This window comes from Microbacterium testaceum (genome assembly GCF_003075375.1).
Taxonomy (GTDB): Bacteria; Actinomycetota; Actinomycetes; order Actinomycetales; family Microbacteriaceae; genus Microbacterium; species Microbacterium testaceum_E.
This window is the reverse complement of the sequence record NZ_QDFT01000013.1, coordinates 12,828-27,612: the sequence shown is the minus strand read 5'-3', so window position 1 is coordinate 27,612 and position 14,785 is coordinate 12,828. Positions and strand designations below refer to the sequence as shown.

9 protein-coding genes and 1 pseudogene are annotated in these 14,785 nt (G+C 71.6%); 6 read left to right on the top strand and 4 right to left on the bottom strand.

Annotation, left to right across the window (positions count from 1 at the left end):
- Positions 1–378 precede the first annotated feature (378 nt).
- The 3 genes and pseudogenes from DC432_RS16765 to DC432_RS07145 all read right to left on the bottom strand — a co-directional run.
- A pseudogene (locus DC432_RS16765) lies at positions 379–1,005 on the bottom strand (DUF998 domain-containing protein); the annotation flags it as partial.
- Between the two features lie 242 nt (positions 1,006–1,247).
- Positions 1,248–2,153 carry an aldose 1-epimerase family protein gene (locus DC432_RS07150; protein WP_116537279.1) on the bottom strand — a complete coding sequence of 302 codons (906 nt, stop codon included), beginning with the start codon at positions 2,151–2,153 and terminating at the stop codon, positions 1,248–1,250.
- The gene (locus DC432_RS07145) at positions 2,150–2,776 is read right to left on the bottom strand and encodes an antibiotic biosynthesis monooxygenase (RefSeq protein WP_116537278.1); all 627 of its coding nucleotides are present in this window, start codon (positions 2,774–2,776) and stop codon (positions 2,150–2,152) included. Before DC432_RS07145 ends, DC432_RS07150 begins: the two co-directional genes overlap by 4 nt.
- Before the next feature lie 534 nt (positions 2,777–3,310).
- Here DC432_RS07145 and DC432_RS07140 point away from each other — a divergent pair.
- On the top strand, positions 3,311–5,437 hold the full coding sequence (locus tag DC432_RS07140; protein WP_116537277.1) for a DEAD/DEAH box helicase: 2,127 nt from the start codon (positions 3,311–3,313) through the stop codon (positions 5,435–5,437).
- Between the two features lie 394 nt (positions 5,438–5,831).
- Here the strand turns inward: DC432_RS07140 and DC432_RS07135 are convergent, their stop codons facing one another.
- On the bottom strand, positions 5,832–6,947 hold the full coding sequence (locus tag DC432_RS07135; RefSeq protein WP_116537276.1) for an Rv2578c family radical SAM protein: 1,116 nt from the start codon (positions 6,945–6,947) through the stop codon (positions 5,832–5,834).
- Between the two features lie 140 nt (positions 6,948–7,087).
- Here DC432_RS07135 and DC432_RS07130 point away from each other — a divergent pair, with 140 nt between their 5' ends.
- From DC432_RS07130 to DC432_RS07110, 5 genes are all read left to right on the top strand, one after another.
- The gene (locus tag DC432_RS07130) at positions 7,088–8,287 is read left to right on the top strand and encodes a M15 family metallopeptidase (RefSeq protein WP_165801216.1); all 1,200 of its coding nucleotides are present in this window, start codon (positions 7,088–7,090) and stop codon (positions 8,285–8,287) included.
- Positions 8,288–8,358: 71 nt separating this feature from the next.
- The gene (locus tag DC432_RS07125) at positions 8,359–10,152 is read left to right on the top strand and encodes a TIGR03767 family metallophosphoesterase (protein ID WP_116537274.1); all 1,794 of its coding nucleotides are present in this window, start codon (positions 8,359–8,361) and stop codon (positions 10,150–10,152) included.
- Entirely contained in the window at positions 10,149–10,496 is a 348-nt protein-coding gene (locus DC432_RS07120) for a hypothetical protein (protein WP_116537273.1), read from the top strand. The genes DC432_RS07125 and DC432_RS07120 overlap by 4 nt, the downstream gene beginning before the upstream one ends.
- Complete coding sequence (locus DC432_RS07115; RefSeq protein ID WP_116537272.1) at positions 10,493–11,047, top strand: hypothetical protein; 555 nt, start codon at positions 10,493–10,495, stop codon at positions 11,045–11,047. The genes DC432_RS07120 and DC432_RS07115 overlap by 4 nt, the downstream gene beginning before the upstream one ends.
- 139 nt (positions 11,048–11,186) lie before the next feature.
- Positions 11,187–14,759, top strand: coding sequence for a S8 family serine peptidase (locus DC432_RS07110; RefSeq protein WP_165801215.1), 3,573 nt, complete (start codon positions 11,187–11,189; stop codon positions 14,757–14,759).
- The last annotated feature ends 26 nt before the right edge of the window (positions 14,760–14,785 follow it).

Sequence of the window (14,785 nt, the reverse complement as noted above, 5' to 3'; positions counted from 1 at the left end):
ACGCGCGACGGGGTGCGACGGGGCGAGCAGCGGACGAGAGGCATCACCGGCTCGTGCGACGAGCGGGCCGGCGGGGAAGGTCGGAGCGGTGGGACGCGCGGCGGTGAGGCGCGGGGCGGTGGGACGCGCGGCGCCGGGGCGCGGAGCGGTGAGGCGCGAGGCGGCGGGGCGCGGAGCGGTGAGGCGCGAGGCGGTGGGACGCGCGGCCGTGGGGCGCGGGGCGGTGGAACGCGGGGCGGTGGCGCGCGTGGTGGTGCGCGCGCCGCGCGACGACACCATACGACCGATGCCCCGCGGTGCGAGGTGACGGACGGCAGCGCCCTCGGCGCGGACGGTGGCCTTCGCCGCCGCCGAGGCCAGCACGTGGGTGAACATGCCCGACCACGCGAACATCGCGGTGCACGAGATGGTCTCGAACAGCGCCAGGTTGATCGTCGCCGTCACGAAGAGGGCGATCGAGACGACCAGCCAGACGGTTGCGATGCCTGTGCTGATCGCCATGCGCTTGCCGAGGCGGTTGAACATGATCGGGGCGCTGATCAGCAACGCGAGGAATCCGAGGACCATGGATCCGGCGACGCGGTCGTGAAGGTCTTTGTCGGTGTTCAGTGGAATGCACCCGACGAGCGCAAGGTTCACACCGACCACATTCAGGCAGATGCAGGCGACGGTCGCGGCGCCCCGGCGGACGGGACCGCGGCCGAGTCGCGCGACGTCACGGCGCACGCAGAAGGCGAAGACGACGACGATCATTCCGCTGACCTTGAGCGTGCTGTTGAAGAATGCGCTCGAAAGGTCGCCGAAGATCCCCAGCTGGCTGAAGTGCAGCTGCCACCAGAGCGGGTCGCTCGTCGTGGCGATCGCGAGCAGCAGCCCGCCCACGAGCACGATCAGCGCAGCGGCGCCCACGTGCAGAGAGGGAAGCGCCCGCAGGCGACGGGTCGCGCCGGTGAAGGTCGGCGCCGGAAAGGAAGCGGGGACGGCGGAGCGGAGCGCGCTGCTCATGATGGGGGATCTTTCCTTCAGACGGAACGGGGATCCCCCCTCATCGCGGGACCCTCGGCCCCCGTCGGCTCGTTCGGGTAGAAACCGGGGGAAACCTTGGTCCTTTGCCGCCCCCGGCCTTGACGGAAACCGTCGAGCCACATGGTATCGTTCGCGCCGCCTTCATAGGAAAGGGCTTGTCTGGGATTTTCCCAGATCATATGCGCAATCGCGTGTCCCCCATTTGGGGGACAAGGGCCGTTTCACGCCACGAAACGGACACCCCATTCCCGCCGCATTTCGGCACCGGATTCGACCGTGTCCAGGTCGATTTCCGACGCGAACGCGTTCGCCGGCGCCGTCATCGGTTCGACCGCCACCGCGAGAGGGTGACCCGGGTAGCGGTCGGTGGTGAACACCTGCGCCCAGCGGAACCCCTCGTCCTGCCACAGCTCCACGCGGCGTCCGTCGGGGGCGGTGAGCGTGTGCACTGCGCGCCCCGCGGCATCCCGCTCCATTCCCCGGTACCCATTGTCGAGTGCGGCGTCGCCCAGCCGCAGCCCCGCGCGCAGGTCGGTTCCGGGTCCCACCGGGACCTCGTCGACGGGGATGTTGCGCTCGTCGAGCACCAGGGTCGTCGTGCCGGTGGAGCGGACGACGAGGTCGGCGGTGTCGACCCCGCCGATCTGGAGGTAGGGGTGCACACCCAGGGCGACCGGTGCCGTCCGGGCGCCGACGTTGCGGATCTCGTGCGTCACGTGGAGGCCGTCGTGCTCGAGCACGAACGTCACCCGCGTACGCAGGTGGAACGGGTACCCGGTCTGCGGCACCACGTCGGCGGCGAGGACGAGCCGCTCGTCGGACTGCTCCACCGGCTCATAGGTGCCGAACCGCAGCAGGCCGTGGCTGGCATTGCCGAACTTCGGCTCGCTGATCGCGAGCTGCAGGTCCTCGCCGTCGAAGGAGTACCTGCCGTCGCGGATGCGGTTCGGCCACGGAACCAGAACGACCCCCGACGCCGCGGGCGTGGGCAGGTCGTCGGGGTAGCGCGGAACCAGGTCGACGCCTCCGACGGTCAGGGCGCGCAGCGCCGCGCCCACCTGGGTGATCTCGGCCGAGGAGTGCGCGGTGCGCAGGTGGAAGCGGATGCCGGTGGGATCAGCGGTCATGACGAGGCCTTTCGAGCGCGGGGCGGACGCTGCAGCCAGGGCCGCAGCAGGCGGGTGACCCACGGCAGGACCGCGTAGGTCATGACCGGGGTGAGCATGAGGGTCGTCGCCAGGACCCGCAGCACGAGCGGCACCTCGGCGAAGCCCGGCACGAAGCCCAGCAGCCACGACGCGAGCAGGTTCGTGGGGAAGAAGCCGACCCAGATGGTGACCGCCTGCTTCCACCGCGGGGGTGCGGGCGGCACGGGCTGCTGGATGGGCTGGGTCCCGGCATCCGTCGCCGTATCGAGGACGGAACCGAGCGGGGCGTCGAACCATCCCTCGATGCCGGTGCGGCGCTCGCTGCGCTCCTCGCGGGCGAAGGGGCGTCCGGAGTCCAACCACCAGCGGCGTTGCGAGGAGCTCTCCCACTCCTCGAGCGTGGTGATGTCGCGGAAGCGGTACAGCATGTACCAGAGGTCGCTGTCTTCGCCCGCGCGCACCCACCCCGAGCCGAGGAAGCCGGGGAAAGCGGTCGCGAGGTCGGTGCCGGCCTGCATCCAGGAGGTCGCTTCGGCGGTGCGCGTCGGGTCGATGCGCCGCTCGATCGCCACCGTGATGGGGTGGGCGTCGGTGTCTGCCATACGTCCATTTTCGTCGAGGCCCGGCGTGGGCGGTGCGGTGCGGTGCTGCCTCACCGGGCGCGACCCGCCCGCCACGAGACCAGGGGATGTCACGGCAACAGGGCGTTCGACGACGGATCGGCCTGTTCTGGTGTCATCGCCCTGTTCTCGTGGCGGGCGGTGTCGGCACAAGGTGCGTTGCGACGCTGTACGGAGCGGGGGCGGGCCGAGTGTGGTTGTGTCGAGGACAGGGGATGCCGCGAAAACAGGGCGATCGTCGCCGGATCGGCCTGTTGTGGTGCCTTTCTCCTGTTCTCGGTGCACGGGGGCGGGAACGTGGATGCCGTTCTCAGGCGCGACCGGTAACGTGGTGCGGTCGGCTCTGGACACCGCGCGTGATGCGCGGATGGGTTTGTGAGTCCAAGGGGCCGATGGACAGGACGCGATCGCGGCCTCGACCATCACTGAAATGGCCCCCGGCCGACGGATGTCCGGGTTTCTCACCGCTACGAGCGGTGTCGCTGTTTCGCGCGAACAGAACCCAGGAAGTCCCCCATGCCCAAGAACAAGAAGCCCGCCGGCGGCCGCGCCGCCAAGAACTTCGAGCCCCGCTACGGCGCCCAGACCTCGTTCCAGGACCGCAAGCGCCGTCCCGGTGCCGAGGGCGGCACCAAGCCCGGGAGCAAGAGCCCCGGCCACCGCGGCTACCGTCCCGAGGCCGAGGGCGCGCCCGACAAGCGCCGGTGGAGCTCCTCGGAGCGCGCCGGTCGCGACGAGGCCCGCACCATCCGCTCGTCGGCACGCGACGATCGCCCCGCGCGTTCGTTCGATCGGAACGACCGTCCCGCGCGTTCGTTCGACCGTGACGAGCGTCCGCGTCGCGACGCCGGTGAGCGTTCGGCTCGTTCGTTCGATCGGAACGACCGTCCGGCTCGTTCGTTCGACCGTAGCGATCGTCCGGCTCGCTCGTTCGACCGTAACGATCGCCCCGCGCGGTCGTTCGACCGTAACGATCGCCCCGCGCGGTCGTTCGATCGCGACGACCGTCCGGCTCGCTCGTTCGACCGTAACGATCGCCCCGCGCGGTCGTTCGATCGCGACGACCGTCCGGCTCGTTCGTTCGACCGGAACGATCGTCCGGCGCGTTCGTTCGATCGGAATGACCGTCCGGCTCGTTCGTTCGACCGCGACGACCGTCCGGCTCGTTCGTTCGGCCGCACCGAGCGTCCCGCGCGTTCATTCGACCGCGACGAGCGCCCCCGTCGCGAGTCCGGCGACCGTCCGGCTCGCTCGTTCGACCGCAACGATCGTCCGGCGCGTTCGTTCGACCGCAGCGACCGCCCGGCGCGCTCGTTCGATGACCGTCCCCGCCGTTCCGACGCCCCCAGCCGCAGCGACTGGAACGCCACGCCGCAGCGCTCCGCCGAGCACGAGCAGCGCGTCGACGTCGTGCACGAGCGCCTGCAGGCAGAGGCCGTGGACGCGGCGACCGTGACCGGCGCCGGATTCGCGGAGCTGGGTCTGGGCGACAACATCGTCCGCGCGCTCGCCGGCCTGGGGGCCGAGAAGCCCTTCCCGATCCAGGCGGCCACCGTCGCCCCGATCCTCGAGGGCCGCGACGTCCTCGCCCGTGGTCGCACGGGTTCGGGCAAGACCATCGCCTTCGGCGCTCCGCTCGTCGAGAGCATCCTGCGCGCGCAAGCCGGTCAGCGACGTGAGTTCGGTCGCGCCCCCAAGGCGCTGATCCTCGCCCCCACCCGCGAGCTCGCTCTGCAGATCGACCGCACGGTGCAGGTCATCGCGCGCAGCGTCGGACTGTTCACCACCCAGATCTACGGCGGCGTGCCCCAGGCGCGTCAGGTCGGTGCGCTGAAGAAGGGCGTCGACATCATCATCGGCACCCCCGGTCGCATCGAGGACCTGCTCAACCAGGGCAAGCTCGACCTCTCGCAGGTGCAGGTGGCCGTGCTGGACGAGGCCGACCACATGTGCGAACTCGGCTTCCTCGAGCCCGTGCAGCGGATCCTGCGCGCGACCGCGAAGGGCAGCCAGAAGCTGCTGTTCTCGGCCACGCTCGACCGCGAGGTCGCCGCCCTGGTCGACGAGTTCCTCGTGGAGCCGGCCGTGTACGAGGTCGCCGGTGAAGACCAGGACTCGAGCACCATCGAGCACCGCGTACTCGTCATCGAGCACCGCGACAAGGCGCAGATCCTCGACTCGCTCGTCGACCGCGAGGGCAAGACCCTCGTCTTCGCCCGCACCCGCGCGTACGCCGAGATGCTCGCCGAGCAGTTCGACGACGCCGGGATCGCCGCGGTCGCCCTGCACGGCGACCTCAACCAGCAGAAGCGCACGCGCAACCTCGAGAAGCTCACCTCGGGTCGCGTCAACGTGCTCGTGGCCACCGACGTCGCCGCCCGCGGCATCCACGTCGATGACATCGACCTGGTCATCCAGGCCGACGCTCCCGACGAGTACAAGACGTACCTGCACCGCTCGGGCCGTACCGGTCGCGCGGGTCGTAGCGGCACCGTCGTCACGCTCATCACGCGTCAGCGTCGCCGTCGCATGACCGAGCTGCTCGATCGCGCCGAGATCGAGGCACCGTTCGAAGAGACCCAGCTGGGCGACGACGTGCTCGAGGAGCTGTCGGGTCGACAGCTCTCGAACGTCACGGCGTAATCCCACCCGAGAAAGCCCCCGTCCGCGTCACCGCGGCCGGGGGCTTTCGCGTGCTTCCCTACGATGCTTCCGCTGGTTGCCCGTCGCCCCCCCCGGGCGCGATCTTCAATGGCGTCAAAGTGTCGTGAGACGCGTTGGGTGGTGCCATTTGGCGCCGATGAAGCGCGGGAGGGAGGGAGGGAGAAGGGCGCGTCGAGCGAGGCGACGGTGGCGGGGGAGTGGGGATTGGGTGGCGTCAAAGTGTCGTGAGACGCGTTGGGTGGTGCCATTTGGCGCCGATGACGCGCGGGGGGAGGGAGGGAGAAGGGCGCGTCGAGCGAGGCGGTGGCGGGGGCGGGTGCGGCGTGCGTTGAGTCGTGCGAAATGGCGCCGATGAACGGTGGCGCGCGCGGTGTCAGAAGAGCGTCGGCTCGCTCGCGGGTGCCACGCGCGGGCGAGTGGATGCCGTTCCCCCGGTGCCGCGCACGGGTCCCAGGCCGCGCGGGGCGACGACCTGCCCCGCCGAGCGGGCGGCGAGGCCCGGTTGCGGGCGGCCCCGCGGGTGGTCGTCCTCGTCCCACCCGTCGAGTCTGTGCATACGCAGCAGCGGTTGCATGCGCCGCCCGAGCCACGTGCGGTACGCCTTGGGCGCCTGAGACGCAACGCCCGGGTACAGGCCCCGGTACGACGACACCAGGTGCGGGTGCTCGCGTTCGAGCCACTGCAGGAACCACTGCTTCGCCCCCGGCCGCAGGTGCAGCGCCCCGTAGACGACGCGTGCGGCCCCCGCGGCGCGGATGCGCGCGAGGGCGTCGTCCAGCGCGGGGATGGAGTCGGTGAGGTGGGGGAGGATCGGCATGAGGAACACCGTCACCCGGAATCCGGCCGCCGTCGCGGCGCGCACCGTCTCGAGTCGCGCCTCGGCGCTCGGTGTGCCCGGCTCGATGGCGTGCTGCAGCGCGTCGTCGAAAACCGCGATGGACATCGCCAGCGACACCCTGACGTGCTGGGCCGCTTCGGTCAGCAGGGGGAGATCGCGACGAAGGAGCGTCCCTTTGGTGAGGATCGAGAAGGGCGTCGCATTCTCGGTGAGGGCGCCGATGATGTCGGGCATGAGCCGGTAGCGGCCCTCGGCCCGCTGGTAGGGGTCGGTGTTGGTGCCGAGCATGACGGGTTCGCGTGCCCATGAACCGCGTCGGAGTTCGGTGCGCAGCACGTCGGCGACATTGATCTTGACCACGATCTGCGAGTCGAAGTCCGCCCCGTAGTCGAGATCGAGATACTCGTGGGTCTTGCGGGCGAAGCAATAGACACATTGATGACCGCAGCCCCGATACGGGTTCACCGTCCAGTCGAACGGCATGGCCGATGCGCCCGGCACGCGGTTCAGCGCGCTCTTGCACAGCACCTCGTGGAACGTCATGTCGGCGAACTCGGGCGTGGTCACCGACCGCACCAGGCCGTCCATGCGTTCGAGGCCGGGCAGCGCCGCCGCGTCGTCGACGCCCAACTGCTGTCCCTGCCATCTCATGCCGATAGTCGAACACATGTTCTACTCGGGCGCAAGCGCTTGGACCTCACCTCCGAAGACCGGCCGTTCACCCGGTCGCCGGGGGCAGACTCACCCGGCGGGGGTCGACCCGGGCGGGCGCGCGGGAGAGAATGGGTCGAGTGACGTCCCCCGATCCCGAGCTCTCGCCCCGCCGCGCCGCGCGCGCCGAGGCCGAGCGTCTGGCGACGGCGGCGCTCTCTCTGCCGGTCGTACCGCCGGCACCCGCCGAACCCACGACGCGCCGACAGCTGCGCGAAGCCGCGACGGGCGCGATCGCCGTGTCGCCCGGCGTCGGACGAGCGCCGCGGCCGACATCCGGTGACCCTCGCCCCGGCGTCCTCGAACGCCTGCGCGCCGCCGGCGCGGCCCTCGCGTCCCTGCCCGCGCGTCGGCGTCGCCGGCTCGCGATCGCCGCCGGGTCCGCGATCGCGATCCTCATCGGTTCCGCTCTCGTCATCGGCGCGGTGGCCGGATCCGGAGCGGATGCCACGGCATCCGCCACCGTCGACGATGCCGCCCTGACGGCCGTCGCCGCCGGGCCCCCCGCCGTCCCGGCTGCGGGGCTGCCCGTGCCCGAGGTGTCGGCCGTCGCCGCCACCGCGACCCCGTGCGACGACCCCGCGTTCACCGCGGCCCTCGCGGCTGGGGACGACGCGGCGGCCCTCGCTGCCGCGGGCGGGGGGAGCGCGTTCCGTGCGGCGGTGGCATCCGGAATCGCCCCGTGCGTCTCGTTGAGCGACCCGAACCGCGAGTGGGTCGTCGTGAACAAGCAGCGCCCGCTCGATCCCCTCGACTACCGCGCGGGCGACCTGATCATGCCGCAGAACGTCCGCGCTCTCGAGGACTCGGCCCTGCGCGCGGCGGCGGCGAACGCCCTGACGGCGATGGTGAAGGCGGCATCCGACGCGGGGGCGGGCGAGATCGGCTACCTCAGCGCCTTCCGGTCGTACTCCACGCAGCAGTCCACCTACGCCGGCCGCGTCGCGGTGGGCGGTGTGGCCGAGGCCGACCGCGAGAGCGCCCGCGCCGGCTACAGCGAGCATCAGTCGGGCCTGGCCGTCGACATCGTGCCCTGCGACCGTTCGTGCGGCACCCTCGACGACGTCGCCGCCTCGACCCAGGGCGCGTGGGTGCGCGAGCACGCGTGGGAGTTCGGCTTCATCACGCGCTACGCCCAGGGGCGCGAGAGCGTCAGCGGCTACGAACCCGAGGCCTGGCACCAGCGCTACATCGGCCCCGAACTGGCGCGCGCGTATCACGAGGGCGGCTACACGACCCTCGAGGAGTTCTTCGGCCTTCCGGCGGCCCCGACCTACTGAGCGGCGCGCTCGACGGGCGAGGCGCCGAGGCGCTAGATTCGAGTCCCTCCTCCGCCCGAACGGAAGAACTCGTGACCGGACTGTCCCGCCGTCAGTTCCTCCACGTCGCCGCTGCCGCCGCCGCCGCGACGGGGATCGGACTCGACACGCTCTCGGCTGCATCCGCGCGCGCCGCCACCGCGCCCGGAGCGCTCGCCGCCGGCATCCCCACCACCCTGCAGCAGACCATCCGTCAGGGGAGCCTCGTCTCAGGGCGCTACCGCGCGCTGACGACCGGACCGGGCGAGCCGTACCTGCCCCGCATCGACGTGCTGCGGCGGGCACCGTCGGCCGCCCGCACCGCGGCCCGGCGGTCGCTGCTGTACCTCGGCCACCTCTCCGACCTGCACGTGATCGAGGCGCAGTCGCCCGGTCGCATCGAACCCATGATCGTGCAGGACCACTCGGCGTGGGGTTCGGCCTTCCACCCGCAGGACCCCCTCAGCCCGCACGCGACCGCGGCGATGGTGCAGGCGTTCTCGGACGCGCGGTACAGCCCGCTGACCGGAGCCCCGATGAGCGCGGCGATCGTCACGGGCGACAGCGCCGACATGCACTCCCACCTCGAGTTGCGCTGGTACATCGACCTGATGGACGGCCTGGCCGTCGACCCCGCCACCGGCGGCCCCGAGTGGCAGGGCGTGCAGGCCTGGAGCGAGGCGACCTGGGCGTATCGTCCGGGCGACCCGCGCGGCGGTGCCTTCGGCGACTACGGCTTTCCCCGGCTGCCCGACCTGCTCGCGCAGGCGATCGCCGCGAAGGTCGAATCAGTGGGCCTGCCCGCCCCCTGGTACGCGGTGTACGGCAATCACGACACACTGCTGCTCGGCACCTTCGACATCAGCCCGCAGCTGCGCGCCCTGGCCGTCGGCGGACGAAAGTCGTATTCGGTGGATGCCACGGCTGCCACCGCCCTCGAGGGGTGGGCGTCGAGCACGAGCGTGCTGTCGCAGGCGCTCGCGGCGCTGGGGCTGGCATCCGGAAGTCCCGGGTTCCGGCAGGTGCCGGCGAACGGGGAACGCTACCTGTTCGAGCAGCGCGAATTCATGGCCGAGCACTTCCGCACCCAGCCGACCCCGGGGCCGATCGGCCACGGCTTCACCGCGCAGAACCTCGCGTCGGGCGAGACGTGGTGGCAGGCCGACCTCAGCCCCCGCGTCCGCGCGTTCGGGTTGGACACCTGCAACGCGGTCGCCGGTCCCGACGGCGCGGTGCCCGAGTCGCAGATGCGGTGGTTGCGGGCGCAGCTCGAGATCGCCCAGCGCGACCAGGTGCTCGCGCTGATCTTCAGCCACCACAACAGCCTCACGCTCGAGAACCGGGCGACACGACCGGGGGCCGACGAGAAGCTGTACGGGGCCGAGGAGTTCATCGCGTTGCTGCAGGAGTTCCCGGTGGTGGTGGGGTGGCTCAACGGCCACACCCACCTGAACCAGATCCTGGCCCACACCACCGATACCGGCGGGTTCTGGGAGATCACGACCGCGTCGTGCATCGACTTCCCCCAGCAGCAGCAGGTCGTCGAGCTCGTCGACAACCGGGACGGCACGCTGTCGCTGTTCACGACGGTGCTGGACCACTCGTCGCCGGCGGTGCCCGGCTCGTCGGGCTCGATCGCCGACCTCGCCAGCCGCAGTCGCGAACTCGCCGCGAACGACTGGGCCGAGACGCCCCTGATGCGCCGCGGCTCGCCGCTGGACCGCAACACCGAACTGCTGCTGCCCGCGCCCTTCGACCTGTCGGTCATCTCGGACGCGCAGCTCGAGGCGCAGCACGTCACCGAGCGGGCGCGGCTGCTCGCCTACGAGAAGGAGCGCGGGCTGTGAGGCGCGTCCTGTCCATCGCGCCGTTGATGGCGGTGGCCGTCTTGGCCGGGTGCTCGCAGATCGCCGCGATCGCCCCGGTCGGCGGCAACCACCTGACCGAGGTGCGCTTCGCGACGATCGACGTGCTGCAAGAGCAGGGCATCGCCCTGCAGGACGTCCCCACCTGCACACGCGGCGACGACGGCTCGGTCGCCTGCACGGGAACCACGAGCACGGGCGATGACGTCGCGGCCTCCTCTCCGGGGTCCGACCCCGACCGCGTCACGGTGACCGTGTCGTCGAAGGTGGTCTTCGACGGCAGCGTCAGCGAGGTCATCGACCGCGCGGCCGGAGTCGCCTCGTGAGGCGCACCGCGGCCGCCGCGGGGGTCGTCCTCGTCCACGCCCTCGTGCAGGCGCTGTTGGTACTGCCCGGGCTCACTCCCGCGATCGGGGTCGAGTTCGTCGCGCTCGCGGCCGCGTCGGCGGTGGCGCTCGTCGCGTTCTGGGCCACGACGCTCGTGCTGGTCGGGACGCCGGGGGCCCGGCGCCCCCGGATCGTCCGCGCCCTCGCCGCGGTGATCGTCGCCCTCGTGGTCGTCGGCGCCCTGACGGTGCTGTCACCTCTCGCCGGGGCGGTCGGCCTGCTCGTGGCGTTCGTCGTCGCCTCGCCGGCGGGTGGTGCGGATGCCGGTGCACTCGACGGTCCGCGCAGCTTCCGGCGGCATCCGTTCCGGGCCGCCCTGCTGCTCGTCGCGACCGCACTGACGATCGTCGTCGCGGTGGTCGCGGCGCTCGTGCTCGGCCTCTTCGTCGCGGGGGCGTTCGGGGCGTTCCTGACGTGGGTCGTCGCGGGGGCCCTCGTGGCGCTGGCGGCGCGCGGGTGGGCGCGGCTGGCGGTGCGGACGCGCGGCTGACGTGGCTTCGGACCGGCTCCGCGCCAGACCGAGTTCAAGAAATGCGTTTGCGATGAATTCGCCCTGAGCTATGTTTGACCAACGCGCGCCACCGATGTCGCGCAGATCGCTCAATTCATCCCCCCGTTTGGAGCGCACCATGGGTCGAACCCTGCGTTCGGTCGCGGCCATTTCTCTGGCCGGACTGTTCACCGTCGCCGGCGGCACCGCCGTTCAGGCTGCCGAAGTGGGCGAGGGGGTGACCCCACCCACACCCATCGAATCCGCCACCGGGCGCTACATCGTCGTTCTCGACGAGGCGCCCGTCGCCACCTACGGCGGCGGCGAAGCGGGCCTCGAGGCCACGAAGTCCGAGGACGCCAACCTCGACACGGGCACGCCCGAGGCGCGGCGCTACTCGGCCTTCCTCGAGCAGCGCCAGCAGGACGTCGCCGACGAGGCGGGCGTCCGGCCGGACTACTCGTACACGATCGCCGTCAACGGCTTCAGCGCCACGATGGACCCCAACCAGGCCGCCAAACTCGCCGCCACCAAGGGCGTGCAAAAGGTCGTTCCCGACGAGATCCGCCACCCCGCGGCCGTCCCGTCCACCGAGTTCCTCGGTCTCGAGGGCGACAACGGCGTGTGGCAGAAGGTCGGTGGGATCGACGCGGCCGGCGAGGGCGTCGTGGTCGGTGTCGTCGACACCGGCATCGCGCCCGAGAACCCCGCCTTCGCGGGCGAGCAGCTGGGCACCACCCCCGGCGACGAGCCCTACCTCGACGGCAACGACGTCGTGTACCGCAAGGGCGACGGCACCGACTTCCGCTCCCCGCGCGTCGCCGAGGGCAACGGCTGGTCGCTGTCGGACTACTCCACCAAGCTCATCGGCGCACGCTACTTCGGCGAGGGCGCGGCGGCCACCGGCTTCACCTTCGAGGCCGACTACCTCTCGCCCCGCGACGGTGACGCCCATGGTTCGCACACCGCCAGCACCGCGGCCGGCAACAACGGCGTCGAAGCCGACGTCGAGGGCATCGACTTCGGCGCGATCTCGGGTGTCGCCCCCGCCGCGAAGGTCTCGGCGTACAAGGCGTGCTGGGCCGGCCCCGACCCTCTCGTGACCACCGACGACGTGTGCGCGCTCAGCGACCTGCTCGGCGCGATCAACGCCGCGGTCGATGACGGCGTCGACGTCATCAACTACTCGATCGGCGGCGGCGCCGCCACGAGCACCCTCGCGATCGAGGACCAGGCGTTCTTCAACGCCGCCGCCGCGGGCGTATTCGTCGCGGTGTCGGCCGGCAACTCCGGCCCCGGCGCCTCGACGGCCGACCACGCGTCGCCCTGGTACACCACGGTCGCCGCCTCGACGATCCCGACCTACGAGGGCACGGTGAAGCTGCCCGACGGGTTCCAGGCCGCCGGCGCCTCGGTCTCGGTGCCCGCGGGCCAGGAGGTCACGGCACCGGTCGTGTACGCGGGTGACATCGCGGCATCCGGAACCGATCCCGCGAATGCGGCCCTGTGCCTGCTCGGATCGCTCGACCCGGCGCAGGCCGCCGGCAAGATCGTCGTGTGCGACCGCGGCCAGAACGCCCGCGTCGAGAAGTCGCAGGCGGTCAAGGATGCCGGCGGCGTGGGCATGATCCTCGTGAACGTCACGCCCGCCTCGGTCGACAACGACTTCCACTCCGTGCCGACCGTCCACATCGACGCGCGCTACCGCGACGCCCTGCTCGCCTACGTGCGGGGCACGGCGGATGCCACGGCCACCCTCGTGGGCGAGAACGTCACGGGTGAGACCACACCGACGCCGCAGGTCGCGGGCTTCTCGAGCCGCGGACCGATGCTCGCCGACGGCAGCGACATCCTCAAGCCCGACGTGTCGGCGCCCGGAGTCGCGATCCTCGCGGCCGCGGCCAACGCCCCCGGTGCCACGCCGACGTTCGAGTTCCTCTCGGGCACGTCGATGTCGTCGCCGCACGTCGCCGGTCTCGCCGCGCTGTACCTCGGCGAGCGCCCCCTGGCCACCCCGGCCGAGGTGAAGTCGGCGATGATGACCACCGCGTACGACACCGTCGACGTCGAGGGTGCTCCCGCTCAGGATCCCTTCGCGCAGGGCGCCGGTCACGTCGACCCGACGAAGTACTTCGACCCGGGCCTGCTCTACCTGAACGAGCCCGCCGACTGGGCTGCCTTCCTGCAGGGCAAGGGCCTCGAAGACTTCGGCGTCGAGCCCATCGACGGCAGCGACCTCAACCTCGCGTCGATCTCGATCGGTTCGCTCGCCAAGCCCCAGACCGTCACCCGTACGGTGACCTCGACGCAGGCGGGGACCTTCTCGGCATCCGTCGAGGTTCCCGGAGTGGATGCCGTGGTCGAGCCGTCGACGCTCGAGTTCGGCGCCGCGGGCGAGTCGAAGTCCTTCACCGTCACCTTCTCGCGCACGACCGCCCCGGCCGAGCAGTGGACGACCGGCTTCCTCACCTGGACGAGCGGCGACACGCAGGTGCGCTCGCCCATCGCGCTGCGCCCCGCGACGGCCGAGGCTCCGGCCGAGGTGTCGGGCACGGGCCTGTCCGGGTCGACGAGCGTCGAGGTGCTCCCGGGTGTGGGCGGCGAGCTGCCGCTGACGCTCTCGGGCCTGGCCGCGCAGACGCTGCTGACCGACCCCGCCAACCCGGTCGACGGCCACTCCGGTGACCAGGACTCGGGCGACGCCGACGGCTACGTGCGGTGGACGGTAGACGTTCCCGAGGGGACGACCCTCTCGCGCTTCACGCTCGACTCGTCCGACGACACCGGCAGCGACCTCGACCTGTTCGTGTCGCGCGTCGTCAGCCCCGACGACCTGCGGTACTACGAGCGCTTCACCTCGGCGACGGCCTCGGCCGACGAGCAGGTGTCGCTGCCGAACCCGACCCCGGGCACGTACCTGATCGAGGCGAACCTGTACTCGTTCACCGGGCCGTTCACGTGGGACATGACCACGGTCAACGTCACGCCGGGTGGCGAGGGGCAGCTGACGGCGACGCCGAACCCGCTGCCCGTCGAGCAGGGCGTGGCGACCTCGTACGAGCTGTCGTGGCAGGGTCTCGCGGCCAACACGCGCTACCTCGGCGTCGTGCAGTACGGCGACTCGGACGTGCAGACGGTGCTGACCGTCGACTCGGGCGAGGCGGCTCCGGTCGTGGTCGAGGCGCCGACGGTGTCGGGCACGGCCAAGGTCGGGCGCACGCTCACCGCGACCCCCGGCACGTGGGATCCGGCCGACGTCACGACCGCGTACCAGTGGCTGCGCGACGGTCAGCCGATCGACGGCGCCACCGGGGCGACGTACCGCGTGCAGCGCGCCGACCAGGGCACCACCCTGAGCGTCCGCGTCACCGCGACCGACCCGGCCACCGGGCTCAGCGGTACGGCCGACAGCAACGGCGCCCCCGTCGTCGTCTCGTCGCGCATCTCGGTGACCCCGAGCCCGCGCGTCGGCACGACCGGCGAGCCGTTCGTCCTCACCGTGACGGTCAAGCCCACCGCTGGTCCCGCCGCCCAGGGCGACGTCACCGTGACCGTCGGCGGCAAGGACTACGTCGCCACCCTGCAGAACGGTACGGCCACCATCACGGTCGACCCGCAGACCCGGGGCGTGCAGCGCGTCACGGCGGTCTACGCCGGCAGCGCGACGGTCGAGGGGTCGCGCACGACCACCTCGATCTACGTCAAGCGCTGATCATCGGGGAGACGCGGCGCCCGGGC

Excerpts from the sequence above, each read along its gene's own strand:
- DC432_RS07135 (WP_116537276.1), bottom strand. The coding sequence starts at position 6,947 with ATGAGATGGCAGGGACAGCAGTTGGGCGTCGACGACGCGGCGGCGCTG.
- DC432_RS07150 (WP_116537279.1), bottom strand. The coding sequence starts at position 2,153 with ATGACCGCTGATCCCACCGGCATCCGCTTCCACCTGCGCACCGCGCAC.
- DC432_RS07140 (WP_116537277.1), top strand. The coding sequence starts at position 3,311 with ATGCCCAAGAACAAGAAGCCCGCCGGCGGCCGCGCCGCCAAGAACTTC.
- DC432_RS07110 (WP_165801215.1), top strand. The coding sequence starts at position 11,187 with ATGGGTCGAACCCTGCGTTCGGTCGCGGCCATTTCTCTGGCCGGACTG.
- DC432_RS07145 (WP_116537278.1), bottom strand. The coding sequence starts at position 2,776 with ATGGCAGACACCGACGCCCACCCCATCACGGTGGCGATCGAGCGGCGC.